This is a genomic window from Seonamhaeicola sp. NFXS20 (assembly GCF_049132085.1).
In the GTDB taxonomy this organism is placed as follows: domain Bacteria; phylum Bacteroidota; class Bacteroidia; order Flavobacteriales; family Flavobacteriaceae; genus Seonamhaeicola.
Genome location: NZ_JAFMPU010000008.1, coordinates 1 through 24,861 on the forward strand (window position 1 = coordinate 1; position 24,861 = coordinate 24,861).

Sequence of the window (24,861 nt, forward strand, 5' to 3'; positions counted from 1 at the left end):
TCTTTGACAATTTTTAAAATCAGTCGTTTGTCATAGCGTTCTTGTTGGTTTGATCGTAATACATAATTTTCCTGTTTTGATGTTTCCATACACTTGTTTTAGTGTATAGCTATTCTAGGACAAGACAAGTGAAGTTGTGAATAGTGAGTAGTGAGTGGTGAATGGTGAGTGGTGAAAAGAGGATGGAGAGTATGGTTTCTTAAAATAAACATATAATTATTTTAAATTACTAATTAATTAGACCATTTTATTTAAACATTTAATGCTGAATAAATAATGCTATTAAAAAGTTATTATCAACTTATTAACAGTGGGTTAGCTGTTGGTTCTTTTTGCATATTTTTGCATGGTAAAAAAAAAGAGGGAGTTTAACGTCTAAAAAAATCATTTCATCGTATATTAATTTTAATAGTTAATATGATAAACATTTAATCGGATAATTTTGCATTACGACGATTATTTTAAAAACCCATAATGTTTTTTGTCGAAAAAAACACACATGTTAACGATTTTATTAATGAAAACAAATAATATTGTGAAAGAAATGATTCACCCCAAATTGAACAATTATGAAAAAGATTTTTAAACCTATGATTTTGATGTTTATGTTGATGGCCGCGTTTATGTCATGTAACAATGAAGAGCTATTTATTGAAGATGTTGTAGAAGAGGTTGTTGATGACACTACCGGAGAAGATACAGAGGAGGAAGAAACAGATGATACTTCTAATGAAGATACAAGTATAGATGCTACCTTACCATGCGACTTTGACTTAAGTGATGTAACTGCAGGAGATACTGTTGTAATTAACTGTGTTATGGATTTAGATGGTGCTACCGTTAATTTACCATCTAATGTAACTATTCTTTATGAAGGTGGTGATATTGTTAATGGTACTTTGAATTTTTCTGATAATACAACCATAGATGGTAATTTATTAAACTCAACAATTACTTTAACAGGATCTTCTCCAGCATTAAAAGACCCTGTTTTTGACTTTATTCCAGAACGTTGGGGTATTGTAGAAGGAGTAGTCTCTTCTGAAGTAGCTTTAAATAATAGAGATATTTTAGAAACTTTGATGGAAGAGGTAAAAAAATATGGTGTTACTACTTTTAGTATAGATGAAATGGATGCATATTTTGAAGTAAGTTTAGTTACTAGCGGAACAACCAATCAAAATTTCTATCCATCTGTTGAAGCTATCAATGTTCCTTCAGATTTTAATTTAGTTATGAGTGAAAATACTTTTTTAAGAGTACAACCTAATAGTAGAAAGCTATATGGATTATTAGCTATTAGGGATGCTTCTAATGTAACCATTAAAGGAGGTAATTTATATGGAGACAGAGATGAACACGATTATTCTGACGGAGGTACTCATGAATGGGGGCATTTACTGTTCTTACACGGGGCTGTTAACTCAACTGTTGATGGTGTAACTATGAAAAATGCTACAGGTGATGGTATGAAACTTGAAGATATTAACTTTACATTTCAATCAAATTGGATACCTACACATGATATTACTATAGTTAACTGCATTTTTGATTCTAATAGAAGAAATAATATGTCTATTACCGCAGGATACAATATATATGTTACTAATAATGAGTTTTATAATGCAAGTGTTGATACTGATAAATCAGAAGGTGTTGCTCCTGGGTATGCATTAGATGTAGAAGCATTAAGAGGAATAGATGAAGCTACTGGAGAGTACATTTATTATGAGCGTGCTGAAGATATTTTTATCACTAATAATATTGAAAAAAACAGTAGAAAAGGAGGATTTACAGTTGCTATAGGATTTGATGTAACAATTGAAAACAACAATGTAGAAAGTGGAATTAGTTTTTCTCTAGCTAATGGTGTAAAAATAATTGGTAATACTGTTACTGCAACTACAACCGACAAACAAGATACAGGTACAGGAATAAAAGCAGGAAGAAGTAGTTCTACAGGAAGTACTATTTATAATAATTTAGTACAAGGCAATACCGTAACAGGGTTTTCAACAGGAATATCTGTTAACAACGAAGAAATAAATGTTAAAGATAATATTATCAACAATTGTAAAACTGGAATTACTTTTAAAAATTTAACAGATGGTAATATACAGAATAATACAATAAAAAGTACTAGAGATGACTCTATGGGGGTTTATAGTTATGATTCTTATGCAAATGGAGTTTATATAACAGGTAATGATATTGAGGTAGATAGAAACCCATTTAAATTAAGTAAAATTAATTATACATCAGAATATTATAATTATGTTTTAGAAATAAGTGATAATATTGTTAAAAACAATGATACCAATAGCACGCTGTTTTCTGAATGTTATGGGATAGACTTTACAAACAACACCCTTGACCACGGGATAGAGGTATTTAATTCAGAACAGTTATCTTTTGAGACGAATACAATTAGTACTGTTAATGATCATGGTTTTGATATTAGGGAGGTTAATAAAAATATTTTAATTTCTTCTAACAATATAGATGTAAGCGAAAAGAAACTATGTGTAAATATTGATAGTAATAGTTCAGGAGAAGTAACAGAAAACAATAATTCATGTCAATAAAACCTAATTATTTTAAAAACACTTAGAATAGGTAGATTGGTTGATAGAGTTATTAATATATAAAAAACCAGAGAAGTTTACTTCTCTGGTTTTTTCGTAATTATAATCTTTAATTCGAAGTTAGTAGTTATAATATTAAAAGTATTTAAAGCATTTTTATTTCAATACATACTAATAACTTTTATTAAAAAAAACAGTTGTACTAAATAGGAGACTTTCCTTTTTGTTCTAAATAAGTTATGAATTCATATCATAGAACTCTTTTTCATTTAAAACAAAGATAGTAATCTTGTAAAAGGAAAATAGTTTAAAGGCATTAGTATAAAAACTAATAAATAAAACCAAGAGAAAATACTAAGCTGGTTTTCTTTATTTAAAGATTGAATAAAACCTAATGTTGTTAAAATTATGGCAAACCCTGTAACTGTAGCAATAGGGTAGGTAGTTAATATGAATGTGACTAAAAATACATTTCTATATTTAGCTAATAAAAAGCGTTTAGGAAGACAAAAACTTATAGCAATCATACCTTCTATAAATATAGTCCAATAAGAAATAATAATTCCAAAACTACTTATTTTATCAGCTCCATTTAATATAAAAGATTCTTTAGGATTTGTAGTATTTAGTAAGGCATTAAAATTTTGTTCATTTTGTTTCAGTAATCCCATATCTATTTCTCCTATAATTGATGAAAATCCAAAAAATCTAGGATCTGATGTATTAGTGAACTCAAAAAAAGATCCATTTAAAAATTCAGGGGCTAGAAATTTACCTATTACTGCAAATAAAAAGCATAGGCCTATAATGTATTTTGATTGAGTTTTTAAAAAATCTATAGTAGTAGATTTGTTTTTAAAAAAAAGAGACAATGTTACCATTAAAATAACGTAAGCAAAAATGTGTTTATGATTTGGTACATATCCCTGTAGATCAAGGATTAAATAGAAAATTACACCAAAAACAGATAAAACACTCCATATGTATTTGTTTTCTCTTAGTTCTTTAAATAAAATAGCAGGCACAATTACTACAGGAGTAAAAATTGATAAATACCCATTATCATGCATAAACATTAAAAAAATTAACAAAAGCATTTGTAAAACCATGTTTAATACACTATCAGTATTCTTTACAGCATCAATATTATTTAAATGCTTTAAAAAATTCTTAATTTTCATATCTTATTAGTTTAATGGTGTTAGGTTAACTTTATTAGTATTGTTGTTAAAGTTAATAGCAAAAACTCTTACCTTAACAATCTCATTAGAATTTATTGGGGCTGTACAACTATCTTTTTTAGCACTCAATTCAATAGTATCTGTGTTAGAGTTGTAACACCATGAGTATTTTCGTATTTTATCTAGAATTTCATTGGTTCTAACTTGACTAGGTAATATTCGTGCAGAAACACATTCGTCTTCCAATTCAGGTATATTCCTCATATTAACAAAATATGTTTTATTGTTATAGTTAACTTCAAACCCAGCTACTCGGTAAATCATTTTGTCAATTTTGGCAAACATGCGCATACCTCCTCCCATCCAACTGTCCATGTTTTCTTTTTCAACTAGAACAATATTTCTTACAAAAAAGAATAACATAATTGAAGGGATAATTAATTTTAAGAATGTACTTTTTTTTATCATAATTCATCTAATTAGTTATAAAAATTGGTTAATTTCTTCTGGCAATGGAAGCCTACATGATTCTTTTTTCCCAAAAAAGATATATCTGTTTTTTGCTATGAATGTATACATATAGTCTCTTATAAATTTAGGAAATATTAAGCATATTGAGCCTATTAACATATAGACTTTTGATAAGTTTTTTAAAACCTGTAAAATAGCGGATGACTTATTGTACAATGAATTACCATTTAAAAAGTAAATTGTTGAATATTCATTGTCTCTTATAACGATATTTTTGTGAGCTAAAATTTCTTTAGCTTTTTGAGACTGTAATGAACAATAATAAATATCTTTATTCTTATTTCTTTTAATAGTGAAGTCTATAAAACCATTACAAAGATTACAAACACCATCGAAAAAAATTATTTTTTTATTACTATAATTTTGTGATTTCATAATAAAGTTAAAATTGTATTTTTTTATACAAGTTTATATAATTATCAACCATTATATTGATATCAAACAGTTTTGATTTTTTTAAACTACTTTCCACAACATTATGGTGGTAACTACTATTGTTAGAAAGTTTCAAAATAATTTTAGATAGTTCATTATCATCTTCTTTTTTAAACAAGACACCTGCATTTTTAACAACTTCAGTTAGTCCAGGTACATCACTAGCAACAAAAGGTTTTTCAGACGCCATTCCTTCAATACTAGAAAGCGATAAGCCTTCATAAAATGAAGATAACACCACTACATCGGCCGTTTTTAAAAGTCTTGGCACATCATTTCTAAGTCCGTAAAAATGTACTTTATCTGTAACACCTAATTCATTTGCTAACTGCTTACAAGCATCTTCTAGAGGCCCTTGACCAACCAGTATTAATTTAAAATTTTCAGGCAATTTACTAACTGCTCTAATAAGGGTTTTTTGGTCTTTTTGAGGCGTAAAACTAGATACTTGAATGATAAGTTTATCGGCATCAGAAAAATGTAAATCTTCTTTTTTATAAGGTTTAGCTAAGTTGATACTTTCTAAATTTATACCGTTATATATTTTTATAAACTTAGGCTTAAATTTTTCACCTAAATGGTTTAATAGATTCTGATCTACCGCATCTGATATGGTTATAATTTTGTTAAACTGATTGTATACAATCTTATCTAAAGTTTTAAATAAAAACAGTTTTCTACGTCTGTTAGTGGTGTTATGTTCGGTTAACACTATATTATGCTTTTTAAAACTTAATAAGTTGGCAAAACCAACCCAATACAATGCAGGAAATAGGTGTACATGAATTATATCGTAATTTTTAAAGAAAGATTTTATTTTAAAAACTAAAAAGGGGTTATATATATTATTTTCTGTGCCTAAGGAAAATATGTTAATGCTTTTATTTTCTTTCAGTTTTTTATAAAACCCCGTTTCAGCACCATCTAATAATAAAACATCTACTTTTAAGCCCTTTTCTGAAAATTTACCACAGGTGTCTACTATGAGTTTTTCAGCACCACCAGAACGTAAAGAATTTATAACTTGTAATACTTTCATTTTTTTAGCTTATTAATATAAAGCACATAAACAAAAAGACCTATACCAAAGGGAATAGACAAAAACGTAAGCAAAGGTTTTGGGCTTTTATTTAAAAATTTAAAATCTTTTAACTGAATAGAGTGCGATATATAATGGATAGCATTCTTTAATCTCACTTTAAAATAATTGGAGTGTTTTAAGGCATTTATTCGAGCGTATTGAAATCCTTTAGGGTGTCTAAAATATTGTTTAATAATGTTTCTAGAAGAACCATCTTCTAAATATTCAACAATACAGAGTACTTCATTTAAGCATCCAAATTTATATTTTTTATCAATTTGAAGATACAGAGTTCCAAGGGGAACAAAACGTTCCTTTGGAAAAATAGGGTAGGGCGGAAATTGTTTAACAATATCTGTTCTTAACACTAATTTTTTATCTCCCGTAATTTTATATTTATTATGCAAGTCTTCTAGGGTTGTAAATTTTAAATTATCAGGAATTTTTTGCCCAATAATATTACCATCTTTATAAGCATCTAAACCTATAAAGCCAGCAAGGTCTTCAGGTTTATGTTCTATAGAATTCCAGTAATTAATAATGTTTTCTACGGCATTGTTGGGCATGAAATCATCAGAATCAATACACACATTAAGTTCTGTTTTTATTAAGCGGTAAGCAGCATTATGAGCCCCATGCATGCCTTGATTGTCTTGATAATGATACTGAATATCTATTTTATTTTCTTGAATCCAGGAGTTGACTAATGTTTTGGTGTTATCTGTAGAACCATCATCAATAATTAACCAAATAAAGTCTTGGTTTGTTTGGTTTACTAAGCTATCATAACATTGATTTAAACAATAAGCTCTGTTATATGATGGCGTAAAAATAGTAAGTGTTTTCATTATAAATTTATTAAGAATAATAAACGAAATACATTAAAAATGTAAAGGAAAAGTATGCCACAAGAATTTTTGCTAGCATTAAATGATGGTTTTTAAACAAAGGTTGTTTTAAAAGAGGATAAAAAATAACTATAGCCATCATAAACCATGATAAATAAGCAAAACGATTTGAAAAGTTAGCTCTAATAACTAACACCCAAAAGCCATTGCATATTAAGTAGGTGTTTAATAATTGGTTGTAAAAATCATCTTTGAAATTCTTTTTATATATAAAATACCAGCCAGCAAATACAGCAAAAAAACTATGAAATAAGAAATCCCAACGAAAACTAGGGGCGTCTCCACCGGCACCTCCTGCAAGATATCCAGATAATCTACCATCAAACCCTAAACTTGCAAAAAGTGAAATCCAAAAACTTCCCATGGCTAATGATAAAGGAATGCAAATAAACCAGCCTTTTAAATAGAATTTAGGATTGTTATATACATAGGTTAATAGGTATGCTAAAACAGGAAGCATGATGGTTTTGTGAAACATGGCTCCCAAAATAAAAAATAATGCCATTATTACTTTATTGTCGCGGTAGGCGAGCCCCCATAAGAATAATGAAGCAGCCACCCCATTTCTTACCCCGTTAACCCCATAGGTGTAGAATGAAAAAGACACAATAAAAGCAAAAAAGCAGTAATACCAATATTCTTGGAATAATTGTTTTGATATTTTGTACAGCGGATAAATATAGAGAAAGGCACATATAGTAAAAAATGTATGGGCAGTAACAATAGTTGCCGAAATTTTCATAAAAATATCCCAACCTAAATCTCTAGTGTCTTTAATAGGTTCTCCTAAGCTAAAAGCCTTAAAGGCTTTGTAATAGTTAGCGGTATCACCAAAACCATAGCGCGATGTAATTTCTCTTTGGCCTATTAAAATAATAAAAAAGAATAATAAGAAATACCCAACAGCATTAATGTATATAATATTTTTAGTATCTGATATTTTTAACACTAAAGCATGTAAAAAAGTAAATAATACAATAAACAAGCATAAATAAATGTATACATGATAATAATTAGCTGATGGTATAATACTATTCATATATTAAATGTTACTTAGTTTTCTAATTGTGTCACATAAAAGATTTGTAAATCTTTCTCCTCCATATTTATCCAAGTGATGCCCATCATAGGTTTTAAATTTTTTAGATTTTAGCTTATTGTAGTTTAAATAGTTAATATTGTTATCTTGAGCTAACTTTTTTATAAAATTATCAAATTCAGGATAATAATTGTTTTCTAACTCTAAAATATCTTTATCAATAGGAGTTCTTACTAAATAAACAGAACCATGTTTTTTAAGATTTTTAACAAGAGTGTCTAAACTTTGTTTTCTGTATTCAGAAACACTATAATCTTTTACGAAATTCTTTAAAATTTTTACTTGGTTTTTTTTCCAATTACTAAATATTAAACTGTCTTTAGGTAAGTTGTTTTCTTCTAACCAACCGTTTTTATGGAGTTTTGATGATTTTCTAAATATTCCTCTAAAATGAAAATATTCTAAATTTTTAATTAAATACTCAAAATTAGGATCCATAGACATATAGTTCATATTATTAGGAGGAGCATCAGCTTCTTTAAACTCACCAACACTATTATTGTTTTCTTTATGAGAACTTAACATCCAGGGAGTTATTGATATTATAAACAATCCATTTTTAGATTTTTTATTTAATTTTTTCAGAATACTTTTTCTGTATAGAGGTCCTATGCGAGATTGAGCTATTGTAAAACTAAAATTGAACATAGGTAGTTGAAATTCATTATTGACAAAATAATCATCAATTATTTTAGGTTGAATTCCTTGTAAGCTTCTAGATCCTCCTATAATTAATGAAGTTGCTTTGGGAGTTGTAAACTTTTCATAAAAATAATCTATGTATGAGCCATAAAATTTCAAAAACAATGTTAAAAGAATTAAGCATGTTATAGAAAATAAGATGATATTTTTTATAAATTTTTTCATTTTTTATTAAAATTGAAAATAGATAAAGGATTGTGATTTAGCTCCAAAAATTAAAATGATAAATAATATGATGATATATATAAGCCATCTTAACAATTTATTATTAATGTTTTGAATGTCTAGTCCATAATCTTTATTTTGCTGAAACCACTCAGTAATTACCAATAATGGAATAAATATAAGTAATGTGATATCTGGGGTTTTAATATCAAAAATATTTTGGTTAATAAGTCCATTCCAAACAGCTTCATTAAAAGCAAACGCATTTTTTAAACTAGTAGATCTAAAAAATATGTACGTAAAGCAAACCATAAAAAATGTTAGTATTATTTTAGGTATATCTTTGTAAGTTGCACCTTTATTTTTTACAACTTTATTGGTAGAAATTGCGCTAAATCTTTTGTTAGAAAAAATTACAGGAATATAAAATAGGCCATGTATACCACCCCAAAAAATATAATTCCAACCAGCACCGTGCCATAAACCAGAAATTAAGAATGTTATAAAAACAGCCATAAAAATGCCATATTTTTTATAATTTCTAAACTCAACTGCTAGGGGAGTAAATAAGTAATCATTTAACCAACTAGATAGCGATATATGCCATTTTTTCCAAAAGTCTGAAATATTTGTTGAGAAGTAGGGGTAATTAAAATTTCTTTTAAATTCAAATCCAAATAATTTTGCTACACCTATGGCTATATCTGTGTATCCACTAAAATCGGCATAAATTTGAAAAGCAAAAATAACAACACCCAAAATTAAGGATGCGCTAGAATAATTTGAAAAATTTTGAAAAATATCATCTACATAAGGGGCACAATTGTCTGCTATAACAACCTTTTTTAGTAAACCCCATAAAATTTGCCGTCCACCATCAATAGCCATTTTGTAATCAAAATGACGTTTTTTAAAAAATTGCGGAAGTAAATTTGATGCCCTTTCAATAGGACCAGCAACTAACTGAGGAAAGAAGGCTACAAATGTGGCAAATGCAATAAAATCTTTTGTAGGTTCTAATTTTCTTTTACTTATGTCTAGTGAATATGACATAGTTTGAAATGTGTAAAAAGAAATTCCAACAGGAAGAATAATATTTAAAGAGTAATATTCCATTTCATAACCAATGGAATTAAATGCACTAATCCATGAGTCTATAAAGAAATTAAAATATTTAAAGAACCCTAAAATACCTAAATTAAAGCCCATTGATACCCATAACCATACTCTCTTTTTTTTCGAGTTTTCTATATTCTTAAATATTTGTATTCCGACAAAGTAATCAATTAATGTACTTAGAAGGATAAGAGATAAGAATCTCCAGTCCCACCAACCGTAAAAGACATAACTAGCTATTAACAACAGTAGGTTTTGTATTTTTAAATACTTGTTTAAAACCAACCAATACAATACAAATACAATTGGTAAAAAAATAAAAAAGTCAAAAGAATTAAATAGCATATTATTATTTCAATTTTTCTTTTATAGAAGTTATTATGTCACCAACATTTTTCCATTCTAGAATTTGAGAACTACTAAATTTTATATTGAATTTTTTTTCAATTTCAACCACTAAATAGATGTGATTTATAGAATCCCATTCATCTATATCATGTGCATTTGTTTCTTCTGTTAAATTGATATCTTCATTTTCTAAAACTTCTTGAAAAAGTAATGTTAATTCATTTAGGTAATCTTTCATAAGATAAAGTGTTTAAAGTGTTTATAAGTATTAGTGTTTAAACTATAAATGCTATCATTTTTTTCTTTTGAAAATGTGAGTTTTTCTAATAAATCTGCAACTAAACTATTTTTTGCTGTTTCTAAATATTGACCTTGTAAAGTGTTGATTTTTAATTTTAGTAAATCATCAACTATTTTGTTGAGGGCATAATATTCTACATCACGTTTTAATACACGACAACTCATAATCCAAGTGTCAATAAAAAAGGCATTGCTAGAAGTTTTTTCGAGTATTATAACAGAAATTAACCCATAATCACCAAATTTATCTTTTAACTTAACACTATAGGTTAAATAGTTTTCAGAGTTCATAAATTTTATGATATCATCTTCTGTATATCTTTTAGTACGAAGATTAAACTGATTAGATCTTTGAGTTAATTGCGCAATACGAGAAACATCTTCTGGTGTAAAATCACTAATACTACCATGCATTTCTAAAGATTTTAGGTAGTCATCCATATTTGTGACTTGTGAAATTAATTTACGTCTTTCAGCTTCTTGCTGATATTGTAATGTTCTATCATTATCATTTTTTGAATATGATACTGTTTCAAATAAATTTAAATTAGTTAAGTAAGGTAAGTAAAGCGCAGGGTCTTCAGGGAGTTCTGGCACTGTTATCTCTGGAATGCTTTGTTTTACAATTTCTCTTTCGGCAGGATTATCATCAATAAACACCATTGAGTCAAAGCCAATGTTAAGAACTTCTTGAATGTATCTAATATTATCGGCTTTATTATTCCAATTAGCAACAAAAACAGAAATATCTTCTAGTTTTAAAACCATTTCATTATGATTTATAAAAGGGTTTTTAGCTATTTCTTCGTTGTTTTTAGAACAAACAGCTAGAATTACACCTCTATTTTTTAATTCTTTTGCCCATTTTTGAATTTTTGTAAATGCTTTTCCTATACCTAAAGACCCAATTTGTATTTTTTCTAATCCGTCATCTCCTATAATTCCTCCCCAAAGTGTATTATCTAAATCAAGGATTAAACATTTTTTAAAACTACCTTTAAATGCCTTAGCGAATTTAGTTATATGATAGCTTATATGCGTATGAGTATCAATAGAGTAGTGTAAGTCTGAATTTATGTAAGAAGCCCAATCTCTATAATCATTTAAATTTTTTAAGTGTTTATTAATGTCAAATACATAGAAATTATTTTCTTTTTCAGATATTTCAATTAATCTATTATTAATTTTCCAAAGTTGATTATAGAAACTATGCGTTATTTTAGAAAATAGATTGCCATAAATTTGGTCGTCTATCAACTCATATGACATATAAATAATTTTTGAATTTATATTACCACTCTGTAATCCAGCTATTCTGGAGTTAATTAAATCAGAAATTCTACTTGAAAAATGAGAGCGCTCTTCATTAGATTTTAAGGCATAGAAATTATCTTTTAGTTTTAGTGATGATTCAAAAATTATAACTATCTCAGGATTAATTTTATATAACTTAGATGAGTTATCAATAATGGTAATATCTATTTGGTCATAGCCAGCTTCGTATATAGAAGGATTATAGCCTTCTACTAATAAATAATTTTCTAAAGCTTTACAAAAAAATGTAGTTGTATGGTTTGCTAATACTGCAATTTTTATTGGGGTTTCCCCTTTTGAAACTTGTTTAGCTATTTTTTGTAATTCTCTAAAACTCATTATATTTTGTTGCATACAAATTTGAAATTTTACTTATTAATAATTTTTGCAGGATTCCCAACAACGGTAGCATTTTCTGGAACATTTTTAACCACTACAGCACCCGCACCAATTTTGGCATTATCACCAATAACAATATCACCAATAACAATGGCTCCTGTGAAAATAGAAACATTATTGCCTATTGTGGGTTTTTTACCATTAATTTCTCCAATAGTTACTAAGTGATTTACATAAAAATTTTCTCCTATAGATTTAGCGTTTAAAATAGTACAGTAGGGGTGACCCGTTAAAATGCCTCCACCTAGTTTGGTATTGACATCTATAGTAAAGTTTTGCTCTCCTTTACAATATAATTTTAATAAATGCTTTATAGGGTTATTAATTCTAAAATAGAAAATAGTTCTATAATCTTTTGAGTGTGTCAAAAAATAAAGTAAAGCGTTAAGTTTTAAACCTTTTATACTTTTTGAAACACACCATCTATCTAAATCTTTATTAATTGTTTTTTTATTGGCGCTAAATAAATAAAGTACAACATGAGGGATTAACAAAACTCTATAAATATAAAATAGTATTGTTCTCATACTTTTATTTTATTAATTGATTGAAAATTGTTAACCATTTGTCCATGATAGCTTTTTCATTATAGTTAGCTGCATTTTCTCTAGCATGTTGCCCAAGTTTTTTTCTTAATGTTTCATTATTTATAATGTTTATAGCAGCATTGGCAAATTTTGTTTGTTTTTTTGGAGGTATTAATATACCGTTTTTATCACTTATTATGTTTCTAGGACCATGAGGGCAGTCAAAAGAAACTATAGGCAATCCACAAGCTTGAGCCTCTAATAAAACTAAAGGGAAACATTCATTATCTGAGGTCATTAAAAATACTGATGCATTTAACATTTTATCTTGTATGTTATCTGTTTTTCCTTTTAATATAATGTGTTTTGATAACTGTTTTTCATTAATTTGTTTCTGTAATGTATCAATATAATTTTTATCACCTTCACCATATATATGCAATTGCCAATTGTTATTTTTTTTATGTATTAGTTCCCATATATCTACAAGTAAATCAAACCGTTTAACTGGTGCAATTCTGCCAGCAGCAATAGCAATAGGTTTGTTTAATTGAGATACTTGTGAGGGATAAAAGGTTATGGGGTTAGGTATTACAGCAATATTGTTAGATTTGTAATATTTAGCTTCATCTTTGTTTAGTACAATAAGTTTGTTATATTTTTTTTCTACATAATCTGCAAAATATAGAAAGTATTTTTTCTTTGATTTAGCTCCTTTTTTACGATAAGGTACTTCTATAGATTTAGAAAAATGAAATTCTTTAACTTTAGGAATAGATTTGTTAATAAATGGCACAAAATACGTATCAACACTGTGGCTACAAACCACAACAACATCTGGTTTTATTTTATTTAAAGTTTGCTTTACTAAGCGTATGTGTCTTGGAATTTTTAATACATTTTTAGGGTGAAAATAAGATAAGTTTCTATGATAATTAACACCTAGATCTTTAAAAATAATATTAGAATTAAAATGATAACAAGCTTTGTTTTTATTTTGTTCTGATGTTATAATATAAACAGAGTTTTTACTATTACTTGCAAGGTAATTGGCTTTAATTGATAACACTCGCTCTATACCACCATGCCGATATACTTGATCGATTAAAAAAACTATTTTCATACGGTCTTGTGTTTTAATAGTTCTTTAAAAAGCATATCCCATTGTTTAACCACAAACTCTGGTAAATAGTTCTTTACATTTTGTCTTGCATTTTTACCTAATTTTTTTCTTAATTCATTATTTTCTATCAATGTTTTAATTTTATCACTAAGCATACTAGTATTTCCATTTGGTACTAGAAATCCATCCTCTCCATTGTTAATAATATCACTAGGACCATGTGGACAATTAAAAGAAACACATGGCACGCCATAAGCCATAGCTTCTGTAAGCACCATACCAAATCCTTCATAACGAGAAGACATGACATAAATAGATGACTCCTGGTATTTTTCTGCTATATTTTTTACTGGTTTATGAAAGTTAACTGATTTAGAAATTTTAAGTGCTTTAGCCAACGCTTCTAAATTTTCATTTTTGTTTATGGTGCCATATATATTCAGTGTCCATTCTGGATAAGATTTATGCACCATTGCCCAAGCTTTAAGTAAACGGTCATATCCTTTTTGAAAGCATTGTTTTCCTACAGCAATTACATTTTTTTTAGCTACAGAACTAGGTGTACTAGGATAAAAAGAGAGCGGGTTGGGTATTACAGTAATGTTTTTTAAATCCCATTCTTTTTTATTTCCGCTAGTAAGTACAACAAATTTATCATATTGTTTAGCCCCTATATTCATTAATTTAAATTTAAGCCAAGTGATTGCTTTTTGATAAATATTTGGTGTTTTTACTTGTAATTCTGCATTTTTAGAAACATGGCGTTCATAAATTAAAGGACATGGTTTGCCTATAATTAAAGGAAAAAGTAAGCCTTTAAGACCATCATCACAAACTAAAATAATATCTGGAGCAATTTCCTTAATTTTTTCTTGTATGCCTTTTTTATAGCTCTTTATATATGAAAAGGGATTGCCACCTACTTTTATGTTATGATATTGAATTTTTTTACTAAAATCATAAAATAGGTTGTTGGTATCTTGATTTAATGTTAAGATATGAACCTTGTAATCATAATTATCAGCCAAGTAACTAGCTTTTATAGATAGTACCCGTTCTAGCCCCCCAGGGCCATCAATACGATTTACTATGTATAATAAATGAGTCAAAATTTTGTAAGGTTAATTAAATTTGGGTTTTTATTTTTTCTTTTAGAGAATTAGCTAGTTTGTGGTGTTTTTCAAGGTTTTTAATATTTGTATTTTTGTCTATTTTTCCTTTTAAATCAAAATTTGAAGAAAATTCACCAGTTTTACTATTAATATCGATACGATTAAAGAGTTCTAAAATACCATCAAAACGACAAGAATCTACAAAGCTATCAAAACCATTAACAAAAATAACTGGAGTGCCTAATGCTAAACACGGTAAAGCACAGTGTATTCTTGATGTAATAACTAATTTAGCACGAGCATATTTTTTTAAGAGTGTTTCTGCCATTTCAAATTTTTGCTCATCACTATATACGTTAGAAGAAGGCTCTTGATTTATAAATTCTGAAGAATTTAAAAGATCTTCATCAATAAATTTTCTGAGATGCTTATTTTTCTTTGATAACTGAAAAGCAGAGCCATTTAAAATGTTACGTATTGTTGCTTTAGCATTATAAAAAATTTTCTCTGGTCTGGGGTAGCTATATAAAGGATCTACTATATATACTTTATCAGTTCTTTTAGAATCATCTACTTTATAAGAGTCTAACGTTAGTGTTAAACATCCTGTAAAATAGGCATCAATACCTTTAGCTTTTAATGTATCAGCAGTAAATTGATCTCTACAGCCAATAGGTTGATGTTTCTTTAAATAAGCAATGCCTTTATCATTTAGCATACTTGGGGCAGCAGTATTGTTCATGTGAAAAGAAACAAATATTGGGTCTATATCTTCTGAAGGAACCCAATTATGAATATTATGAGTAAACCAACCATTCATAATAAGTTTTATTTTTTCACCTTTATAATCAGCTAAACGCTCTCTATTTAAGAACATGTCTACTTTTGGTAAAAATTGTTTTGCCGCAAGACTTTGTATGTTATCGCCTACATTGAAAAAGCGTTTGTTTTCATCGTATGTTAAAAGACCGTATTTCATGGTTATTTTAGTTTTCGGTAAATTTTATAAAGTAAAGGAAACTTGTTTCTTAAAATGTGTTTCCGTTTTTTATTCTTCTTAACTTTTTCTGCATTCTTGTTTACAATCAAATCTAAATTTAATTGTGCAAAACGTTGGATAGCATTTTGCTCTTTTTCTTTATCATTTAATACAAAAAAAGAATCTGTTTTTTTTGCCATATCTTGTATGCATGTCCATTGGTATTTAATGCCTTTGGTCATAACACAGTCATTTCCGAAATTTTTAAAAATTAAATCATAAAAATTATCTGGCAGATTAAAGCCATAATCGTTAGGATTAGCATTTGCTAAAATTAGACTTAAAGCAGTTCTTTGGCATTTATGGCATTTGTTACAGTTGTATCCCGTTCGTTCATCAGCATAACAAACACGTAATTTAAAGTTGAAACCTGTTTTGTTTACAAAATCAACAACGTTTTGAGCTTTTTCAGTTCGTTTAAACTCATAACCATCATGAGTTACTATTGTGTTAGCCCATTTCATGTTTTCGTCAATATATGGAGATGATCCCCAACTGTAATTTATTTCATTAGTAGCAGATGCAGCTATATTTATGTCTGTAATTTTATGTTTATAGCTTAATGGCGCTAATACACCAATTAAAGCCATACCGTGTTGTACCATGCCCCACCAACCTAAATGGTCTACTAATAAGTCTACTTTGTAGGTGTAAAACTCTCGTAAATTAGATTCAATATAAAATAACCTATCATGGTTTAATATTTTTTCTTCTGAATTAAATTTTTTAAACTCTTCCCATCTTAATTTATCATCTATAGCTACATCTGCTCCATGAATTGAGATTAAAAAAGGGTTTTTATTGTAGTGTCTAGTCAGTGAGTCAAAAGAATCTAAGCCTCCACTAAATAAGAGAGATGTTTCCTTGCCTTTAATAGTGTTTTTTATTGTTTTTTTTACCAGTAACTCTCCTTTTATATCATTTTTAGGATGATATTTTATAAATTGTTCTTTTAAAATTTTGAGTGAGTTAAAAAAGGTTTCATCAATTTCATCTATAGATACGTCAAAACCCACAAACCATGCTATGGGCATTATATTTGCTAAAAATGGTATAACAGCAATGCTTTTTGGGGTCTTACTTATGTCTTGGTCGTATAATGCATAATATTGATTTGATAAATGAAAATACGATTTGTATTTGTCTTCAACAGTATAATCGAAAGCTATTTTCTTACCTTTATCAAGGTATTCTATTTTGTTTAATTTTAGCATTATAACTTTATTTTTTTTAGGATTGGCTGAATGGAATTTTTAAAAAGTTCTTTTTCATACTTAATGAATCCAAAATTATATATTAAAACAGCATAAATGATAGAATAAGAAACAGCTTTAATAATAAAGTTAATCCAGCCGTTACCAGGTAAGTAATTTATAAAATAACCTAAACACACAATAACAAGTATTGTGATGATTGTTTTATGGGAGAGTTCTTTAAAAAATCTTAAAATATTTAATCCTATAATTTTATGGTAATAAAAATTCATTACGTTTTGAACAATAAACCATCCTGAAACCGTTCCACAAATCATACCTAAAGCACCTAGGTCTTTAGCTAGATAAGCTCCTAAAATGGCTCCTATTACTAAAAATGATAGATACAAAATAGCTTTAAATGATAATTTATTTCTTGCTTCTAAAATTGAGTTGCCGAAACCTTGAACTAGAGGAAGGGTGTAAGCTATCATGATTAATAGAGCAATAAGCCAAACTTCAAAACTACCATCTTCACCAAGCTCTTTTCCTACCCATAAATACACAAATTGATTTCCAAATAGTAAAAAAGCTCCGAAAATATACATAAGAATAACAAATGATATCCGTCCAATTTTAATCATCATGTTTGTTAATTCTTTACTGGTTGCATTTGCAACAGTCATTTTTGTAGCTCGTGGTAAAAACACACTTGAAATTGCTGTGGAAAAAGAACCATAATAAGTTCCTAAGGTGATACCAATACCATAAATTGTAAGAATTTCAGGTGTAGCTATACGCCCTAAAATCCAATGACCTGCTTTCCACTGAAGCATGCTTACTAGACCAAACACAAAAATCCATACAGAATAGCTAAATATTTGCTTTACATATTTGAGTTTAAATTCATGCAGTTTGAATTTAACCTTCAGCTTGAAAAACACATAGTAAATTCCAACAATAATAATTAATATGTTAAACACGGTATCTACAATTACTAAGGCTATAGCTTTGCCACCAAGAGATAGTACCGCAACAATTGTTATTGTTCTAAGTATATAACGAATAATATTTACTGTTTTAGGAAAAACAAATTTTTCATATCCAAAACAAATACCTCTAAGAGTTCCTCCTGGCAAATTAATTACCAGATTGAATATCAATAAAATAAAAATAGTTTTGGCTATTTCTATTTCTTCAGTATTCATTTTTGTAAAGTAGTTGTCTATATGACCGTAGAAAGCTACACCTATAATTATAACAAGTACCGAGATAATACTATAAATAATCATGGTAGTAGCTAGGAAATTTTCTTCTCCCTTACGATCTTTTTCTGCTTTATATTTGGCTACAAAACGGACAACCGTATTGTTAAGTCCCAAATCTAATAAAGAAATAGTTCCTATAAGGGCACCAATAGTTGTATAAATACCATATTCGGATTTACCAATATGGTTTAGTATGAAAGGCGTTATAAATAAACCAACCGCATTTGTTAAAAATATGGTTATATAGTTTAATGCCGCTCCTTTTTTTAATTGGCTCAAAATGATTTGGGTTTAAGGTTGTTTGATTATAATCTACCACTAACGGGTTCATTTATAACTCCTTTAACATCATATAAAATGCCATTAGTGTTTAGCAATGATTTTAAATTTATTTGTAGAAACTCTTTATGTGCTACTGTTAATACAATGGCATCGTATTTGGTTTGTCCTTCGACAGGCTCAGGATGACTATCGACAGGCTCAGGATGACTATTGAGAGGCTCAGCGTGACTGAGTTTTTGAATGGTTGTTAAGCCATATTCATGTTTTACTTCTTCTGGGTTTGCCCAAGGGTCATACACCGTAACATTGGCTCCATAGCTTTTTAGTTCTTCAATAACATCTACCGCTTTGGTGTTTCTTACATCTGGACAATTCTCTTTAAAAGTAATTCCTAAAGCTAATATATTGCTTCCTTTTACTTTTAAATCGTTTTGGAGCATGAGTTTAATAATTTCTGAGGCTACATATTGTCCCATACCATCATTAACACGTCTTCCTGCTAAAATTATTTCGGGATGATAACCAACTTCTTGCGCTTTTTGGGCCAAATAATACGGATCTACACCAATACAGTGTCCACCAACTAGTCCTGGCTTAAAGGGTAAGAAATTCCATTTGGTTCCGGCAGCAGCCAAAACATCGTGGGTGTCAATATCTAAACGATTAAAAATTTTAGCTAATTCATTAACAAAAGCAATATTAATATCGCGTTGTGAGTTTTCAATCACTTTTGCTGCTTCGGCTACTTTAATTGTAGGCGCTAAGTGTGTACCTGCGGTAATAACGCTAGCATAAAGTGCGTCTACTTTTTTGCCAATTTCAGGTGTAGAACCAGCAGTGACTTTAAGAATTTTATCTACGGTATGTAATTTATCTCCCGGATTAATTCTTTCAGGTGAATATCCTGCATAAAAATCTGTATTGAATTTAAGTCCGCTTTCTTTTTCTAAAACAGGTACACATTCATCTTCAGTAACACCAGGGTAAACTGTTGATTCGTATATAACGATATCACCTTTTTTAAGCACTTTACCTACGGTTTCACTTGATTTGTATAGTGGTGTTAAGTCTGGTCTGTTGTTTTTATCTATTGGAGTAGGTACTGTAATAACATAGTAATTACAATCTTTAATAGATTCAATATTTGTTGAACAAAATAATCCAATGTTATTATCTGTATTTTGAGTTAGAACAGATTTTAATTCGTTTTCATCAACTTCTAATGTTGAATCATGACCACTCATTAATTCTTCAACTCTAGATTGATTGATGTCATATCCTACAACAGCATATTTAGTAGCAAAAAGTCTAGCAAGTGGTAAACCAACATATCCTAAACCAATAACAGCTATTTTTATATCATTAATTTGATTCATTTTTTTTATTTTAAATTTTCCCAATACCAAGTAACGGCTTCTTTTAAGCCTTCGCTAACACTGTATTTAGGATTGTAGTTTAGAAGTTTTTTAGCTTTGTCTATAGAGGCTAAAGAATGTGGAATATCTCCAGCTCTGTTGTCTCTGTGTTTTACTTCAACATTTTTAATTTCTGGATCAAACTCTGATAAATATTCTTTAAGTAAGTTTGTGAGTTCTAGTAGTGTGGTTCTTTCGCCGTAGGCTACGTTATACACTTGATTTAAACTATCTTCATTTTCTGTAGTAATGGCTTTTAAGTTCATTTGTACTACATTATCTATATAGGTAAAATCTCTTGAGTAAGAGCCATCACCATTAATATATGGTGATTCATGCTTTACTAATTGCTGAACAAATTTAGGGATTACAGCAGCGTAAGCACCATTAGGGTCTTGTCTGCGTCCAAATACATTAAAGTATCTCAATCCTATAGTATCTAGATTGTATGTGCTATGAAAAATATCGGCATATAATTCATTAACATATTTTGTAATGGCGTAAGGCGAAAGCGGTTTGCCAATAACGTCTTCTGTTTTAGGTAAAGCTTCATGGTCTCCGTATGTAGAAGAACTAGCAGCATAAACAAAGCGTTTAACACCAGCATCTCTAGCAGCTACTAACATGTTTAAAAACCCAGAAACATTCACATCATTAGTTGTTATAGGGTCATTAATTGATCTTGGCACAGAACCTAAAGCGGCTTGATGTAACACATAATCTGTGTTTTCACAAGCTTTTTTACAATCGGCTAAATTTCTAATATCACCTTCAATTAATTTGAAGTTTTTTAATTTAATAAAAGGGGTAATGTTTTCTCGCTTTCCCGTAGAGAAATTATCTAAACAAACAACATTAATATTATTATTTAGTAATGTTTCACATAAATTGGAGCCAATAAAACCTGCGCCTCCTGTAACAAGCAGTTGTTTTCCTTTTAAGATTTTAAGTTGATGATCGGTCATTGTAAACTTGGGGTTACTTTGTTTGCAACAAATATGTAAAAAAATAATTTAAAACAATTAACTAATTATATTAAGGTCATGTTTTTTCCGATGAAAGTAAAAAAAGTGTTAAAATAGTCGATGAATAAGAACATATTATTAATTATTAGCTAAATACAATTTAATAGAAAAGGTGTAACAAATACTTTTTAAAGGTTTTCAACCTTTTTTGTAGTGTAAATCGATAATCTGCACAGATTTACTTTTAAATAAAGCTATAAATGTATTTAACCGAATATAATTACTCTTTTGGCGAAATATGTAAAAACTAAGCTTTTTGCTTTAAAACAATTACTAAATTTACACCGAATTACAAAATTGAATTGATTAATAGCAAGTTGATTTTATTTGTATTAAAAAAAGTTTTAAAAAAAATACATAGCACAAATTCTCTCTTAATTAGTTGTTGAATGTCAACTCTAATTAATTTTTTAAGAGCTACTTTAATACAAATTTATTTTAAGCAATTATGAAAATTAATTTTGTTTTTATGTTGAGAGGGAAATCCATGAAATTTATTTTAAAATTTTGAATAGGATGAAAATTCTATTAATGGGATTGTATGCTCTTAATTTAACTAAAATAACAAATGTTGACTAAGACAAAAATATATTTATCATCACCACACATGGGGGGGACAGAACAAAAGTTTGTTAAAGAAGCTTTTGATACCAACTGGATTGCTCCATTAGGCCCTAATGTTAATGGTTTTGAAAGTGATATAGAAAATTACTTAGGAAACAGTAAGCATGTAGCTGTTCTTAGTTCTGGTACGGCTGCTATTCATTTAGCATTACAATTATTGGATGTTTCATCAGGAGATGAAGTTTTATGTCAAAGTTTTACTTTTTCAGCTTCAGCTAACCCTATCATTTATCAAGGAGCAACTCCTGTGTTTATTGATAGTGAAGCGGATACTTGGAATATGTCTCCGGAGTTATTAGAAATAGCCATTAAAGATAGAATAGAAAAAAACAAAACACCTAAAGCAATTATAGCTGTTCATTTATATGGTATGCCATATAAGGCTAAAGAAATAAATGCTATAGCGCAAAAGTATGACATACCTGTTATAGAAGATAGTGCCGAGGCTTTGGGTAGTACCTATTATAATGAACCTTGTGGAACGTTATCAGATATTGCCATTTTATCATTTAACGGTAATAAAATAATTACCACTTCAGGAGGCGGTGCATTAATTACTAAAAATGCTGAATTAAAAAACAAAGCCGTTTTCTTATCTACACAAGCTAGAGATAATGCACCTCATTATCAACATTCTACTATAGGTTATAATTATAGAATGAGTAATGTTGTTGCAGGAATTGGTCGAGGACAAATGGAAGTTCTTGATGATAGAGTAGAGGCAAGAAGAAAGAATTACGAGTTTTATAAACAACATTTATCTAAATATAATTCTATAACATTTTTAGATGAACCTACAGGTTTTTATTCTAATAGATGGTTAACATGTATTAAAACTAGCAGTTATGAAATGCGAGAGCAAATACGATTAGCTTTATTAGAAGAAGATATAGAATCTAGACCCCTTTGGAAACCCATGCACATGCAGCCCGTTTTTAAAGATTATTTACATTTTACCAATGGTATATCTGAAGACCTTTTTGAAAAAGGACTTTGTTTACCTAGTGGATCTAACTTAACCCAAAATGATTTAGACCGTATTCTAAATATAGTATTAAAATCCCCACACCTATGATAAGAAACTACTTTACCAGTTTATCTCAAAGATACGCCTCAAAATGGCTTGTATTTTTTATTGATTTATCTATTGTAATAACAACTCTTTTAGTTACCTATTTAATAAGGTTTAATTTTACATTAAATTTTGATACTAAGCAATTTTTGCTTCAAGTACCATTTATGGCTCTAGTTTCAGCTATCAGTTTCCTGCTAGTAAGCTCTCATAAAAGTGTTATTAGACATACAGGGTTTACAGATGTTGTAAATGTATTTAAAGCTGTTACGTTAATAGCTACTATAGCTTCTGTTGCCATTATTATTAATAGAATTGCATTATTTGTTCCTAGCTTTACAATACCATTATCTATTATTGTTATCCATTCTTTATTAAGCTTTGTGGCCCTAGCAGGTAGTAGATTGGTGTTTAAAATAGCCTATAACCACTTAAAGTGTAAGCTAAAAACATCTAAAAATATTTTAATTTATGGAGCTGGAGATTCTGGAATTGTAACCTATAATGCCTTATTAAACGGAACCGATAAAAACTTTAACATCATTAACTTTATTGATGACGACATTAAGAAACGCGGTAAGGTTATTAATGGTATTAATATTATTTCATTAAAAAAAGTAACAGAGAAATTTATTAAAAGTAATAATATAGATGAAATCATTGTAGCATCTCAAAGTATAGACCCAAAAAGACTTATTAGCTTGGTTGGTTGTTTAACTGATTTAGATGTTCAAGTTAAAAAAGTACCGCCTATTGAAAAGTGGATTGACGGTGAGTTTAGCGCAAACCAAATTAAACAAGTTCAAATAGAAGACTTATTAGGACGCCCCTCAATTCAAATACATAACCCAAATCTTTTAAATGAATTTAAGGGAGAAACCGTTATAGTTACTGGTGCTGCAGGATCTATAGGCAGCGAGTTAGTTAATCAGTTATCTAATTTTGATGTTAAACATTTAATACTTGTAGACCAAGCAGAATCGGCTTTATATGATGTACAACAAGACTTAAGGCGTGCTGGTAAACATAATTTTACTGCCATAGTTGCTGATATTAGAGATGGTTTAAGAATAGATTCTATCTTCCAATATCATAAACCGACTATAGTTTTTCATGCAGCAGCGTACAAACATGTACCGTTAATGGAAAAATCGCCTTATGAAGCTATTAAAATTAATGTAAACGGTACTAAGTTATTAGCAGATACGGCATCAAGATATAATGTTAAGAAATTTGTTTTTGTATCAACCGATAAAGCTGTAAATCCAACAAGTGTTATGGGTGCCACAAAAAGAATGGCCGAAATGTATATTACTTGCTTGCAAAAAGAAAGTAAAACTAAATTCATAACTACTAGATTTGGAAATGTTTTAGGCTCTAACGGTTCTGTGATTCCTTTATTTAAAAAGCAAATAGAAGAAGGCGGTCCATTAACTTTAACTCATAAAGATATAACTAGGTATTTTATGACCATTCCAGAAGCTTCACAATTAGTTTTAGAAGCTGGAACTATGGGTAAAGGAGGCGAAATATTCATTTTTGACATGGGCGAATCTGTGAAGATTTATGATTTAGCTAAAAATATGATTAAATTATCTGGCTTGAGATATCCTGAGGATATTGATATAAAAATTACAGGTTTAAGACCAGGAGAAAAGCTTTATGAAGAATTATTAGCTAATGGTGAAAATACGCTGTCTACTTATCATAAAAAAATTATGATTAGTAAAACTAGAGAGCTTGAGCATGATAAAGTTAAAAGTGATATAGAAGAACTTTGTATTATGAATCGTTTTCAAAATAATAATATTGTATTGAAAATGAAGCAATTAATACCAGAATATAAATCTAATAATTCAGACTACGAACGCTTTGATAAAAGAGTTCAGATTTATAAGAAAGTTAAAGGGATTTCACAAAAATCAGATAATAAAGCTTACAGCGGCCTTTAAATAATAATTAAATTTTAGTACTTTACCCCAAATTTTTTAAAATGAATATGTCTTTTTTAAAGCCT

General features: G+C 28.8%; 21 protein-coding genes. 3 read left to right on the top strand and 18 right to left on the bottom strand.

Annotated features, from left to right (window positions below):
• Window positions 1–569: 569 nt before the first annotated feature.
• Entirely contained in the window at window positions 570–2,585 is a 2,016-nt protein-coding gene (locus J1D01_RS11725; RefSeq protein ID WP_421150947.1) for a right-handed parallel beta-helix repeat-containing protein, read from the top strand.
• Window positions 2,586–2,854: 269 nt separating this feature from the next.
• Here the strand turns inward: J1D01_RS11725 and J1D01_RS11730 are convergent, their stop codons facing one another.
• The 18 genes from J1D01_RS11730 to J1D01_RS11815 form a co-directional block, all read right to left on the bottom strand.
• Window positions 2,855–3,766 (bottom strand): hypothetical protein, encoded by a 912-nt coding sequence (locus tag J1D01_RS11730; RefSeq protein WP_421150948.1) that lies wholly within the window; start codon window positions 3,764–3,766, stop codon window positions 2,855–2,857.
• Window positions 3,767–3,772: 6 nt separating this feature from the next.
• On the bottom strand, window positions 3,773–4,234 hold the full coding sequence (locus J1D01_RS11735; protein WP_421150949.1) for a hypothetical protein: 462 nt from the start codon (window positions 4,232–4,234) through the stop codon (window positions 3,773–3,775).
• Between the two features lie 15 nt (window positions 4,235–4,249).
• A complete protein-coding gene (locus J1D01_RS11740; protein ID WP_421150950.1) occupies window positions 4,250–4,672 on the bottom strand; it encodes a thiol-disulfide oxidoreductase DCC family protein in 423 nt (140 codons plus the stop codon).
• Window positions 4,673–4,679: 7 nt separating this feature from the next.
• The gene (locus tag J1D01_RS11745) at window positions 4,680–5,771 is read right to left on the bottom strand and encodes a glycosyltransferase (protein ID WP_421150951.1); all 1,092 of its coding nucleotides are present in this window, start codon (window positions 5,769–5,771) and stop codon (window positions 4,680–4,682) included.
• The gene (locus J1D01_RS11750) at window positions 5,768–6,661 is read right to left on the bottom strand and encodes a glycosyltransferase family 2 protein (RefSeq protein ID WP_421150952.1); all 894 of its coding nucleotides are present in this window, start codon (window positions 6,659–6,661) and stop codon (window positions 5,768–5,770) included. The genes J1D01_RS11745 and J1D01_RS11750 overlap by 4 nt, the downstream gene beginning before the upstream one ends.
• Before the next feature lie 10 nt (window positions 6,662–6,671).
• Entirely contained in the window at window positions 6,672–7,760 is a 1,089-nt protein-coding gene (locus tag J1D01_RS11755) for an EpsG family protein (RefSeq protein ID WP_421150953.1), read from the bottom strand.
• A gap of 3 nt (window positions 7,761–7,763) precedes the next feature.
• Window positions 7,764–8,687 (bottom strand): hypothetical protein, encoded by a 924-nt coding sequence (locus J1D01_RS11760; protein ID WP_421150954.1) that lies wholly within the window; start codon window positions 8,685–8,687, stop codon window positions 7,764–7,766.
• 6 nt (window positions 8,688–8,693) lie between these two features.
• Window positions 8,694–9,896 carry an MBOAT family O-acyltransferase gene (locus J1D01_RS11765; protein WP_421150955.1) on the bottom strand — a complete coding sequence of 401 codons (1,203 nt, stop codon included), beginning with the start codon at window positions 9,894–9,896 and terminating at the stop codon, window positions 8,694–8,696.
• 256 nt (window positions 9,897–10,152) lie between these two features.
• Entirely contained in the window at window positions 10,153–10,389 is a 237-nt protein-coding gene (locus tag J1D01_RS11770) for an acyl carrier protein (protein ID WP_421150956.1), read from the bottom strand.
• Window positions 10,386–12,119, bottom strand: a complete 1,734-nt coding sequence (locus J1D01_RS11775) for an HAD-IIIC family phosphatase (protein ID WP_421150957.1) — start codon at window positions 12,117–12,119, stop codon at window positions 10,386–10,388. Before J1D01_RS11775 ends, J1D01_RS11770 begins: the two co-directional genes overlap by 4 nt.
• A 14-nt stretch (window positions 12,120–12,133) precedes the next feature.
• Complete coding sequence (locus J1D01_RS11780) at window positions 12,134–12,691, bottom strand: serine acetyltransferase (protein ID WP_421150958.1); 558 nt, start codon at window positions 12,689–12,691, stop codon at window positions 12,134–12,136.
• Window positions 12,692–12,695: 4 nt separating this feature from the next.
• Window positions 12,696–13,814: a glycosyltransferase family 4 protein gene (locus tag J1D01_RS11785; RefSeq protein ID WP_421150959.1), complete on the bottom strand. Its 1,119-nt coding sequence runs from the start codon at window positions 13,812–13,814 to the stop codon at window positions 12,696–12,698.
• Entirely contained in the window at window positions 13,811–14,923 is a 1,113-nt protein-coding gene (locus J1D01_RS11790; RefSeq protein WP_421150960.1) for a glycosyltransferase family 4 protein, read from the bottom strand. Before J1D01_RS11790 ends, J1D01_RS11785 begins: the two co-directional genes overlap by 4 nt.
• 16 nt (window positions 14,924–14,939) lie before the next feature.
• Entirely contained in the window at window positions 14,940–15,905 is a 966-nt protein-coding gene (locus J1D01_RS11795; RefSeq protein ID WP_421150961.1) for a polysaccharide pyruvyl transferase family protein, read from the bottom strand.
• 2 nt (window positions 15,906–15,907) lie between these two features.
• Window positions 15,908–17,179 carry a hypothetical protein gene (locus J1D01_RS11800; protein WP_421150962.1) on the bottom strand — a complete coding sequence of 424 codons (1,272 nt, stop codon included), beginning with the start codon at window positions 17,177–17,179 and terminating at the stop codon, window positions 15,908–15,910.
• Window positions 17,179–18,705, bottom strand: a complete 1,527-nt coding sequence (locus J1D01_RS11805) for a lipopolysaccharide biosynthesis protein (RefSeq protein WP_421150963.1) — start codon at window positions 18,703–18,705, stop codon at window positions 17,179–17,181. Before J1D01_RS11805 ends, J1D01_RS11800 begins: the two co-directional genes overlap by 1 nt.
• A gap of 26 nt (window positions 18,706–18,731) precedes the next feature.
• A complete protein-coding gene (locus J1D01_RS11810) occupies window positions 18,732–20,075 on the bottom strand; it encodes a nucleotide sugar dehydrogenase (RefSeq protein WP_421151056.1) in 1,344 nt (447 codons plus the stop codon).
• Window positions 20,076–20,089: 14 nt separating this feature from the next.
• Window positions 20,090–21,088 carry an SDR family oxidoreductase gene (locus J1D01_RS11815; protein WP_421150964.1) on the bottom strand — a complete coding sequence of 333 codons (999 nt, stop codon included), beginning with the start codon at window positions 21,086–21,088 and terminating at the stop codon, window positions 20,090–20,092.
• 628 nt (window positions 21,089–21,716) lie between these two features.
• Between J1D01_RS11815 and J1D01_RS11820 the strand changes: the two genes are divergently transcribed.
• On the top strand, window positions 21,717–22,847 hold the full coding sequence (locus tag J1D01_RS11820) for a DegT/DnrJ/EryC1/StrS family aminotransferase (protein ID WP_421150965.1): 1,131 nt from the start codon (window positions 21,717–21,719) through the stop codon (window positions 22,845–22,847).
• Window positions 22,844–24,796 carry a polysaccharide biosynthesis protein gene (locus tag J1D01_RS11825; protein WP_421150966.1) on the top strand — a complete coding sequence of 651 codons (1,953 nt, stop codon included), beginning with the start codon at window positions 22,844–22,846 and terminating at the stop codon, window positions 24,794–24,796. Before J1D01_RS11820 ends, J1D01_RS11825 begins: the two co-directional genes overlap by 4 nt.
• The last annotated feature ends 65 nt before the right edge of the window (window positions 24,797–24,861 follow it).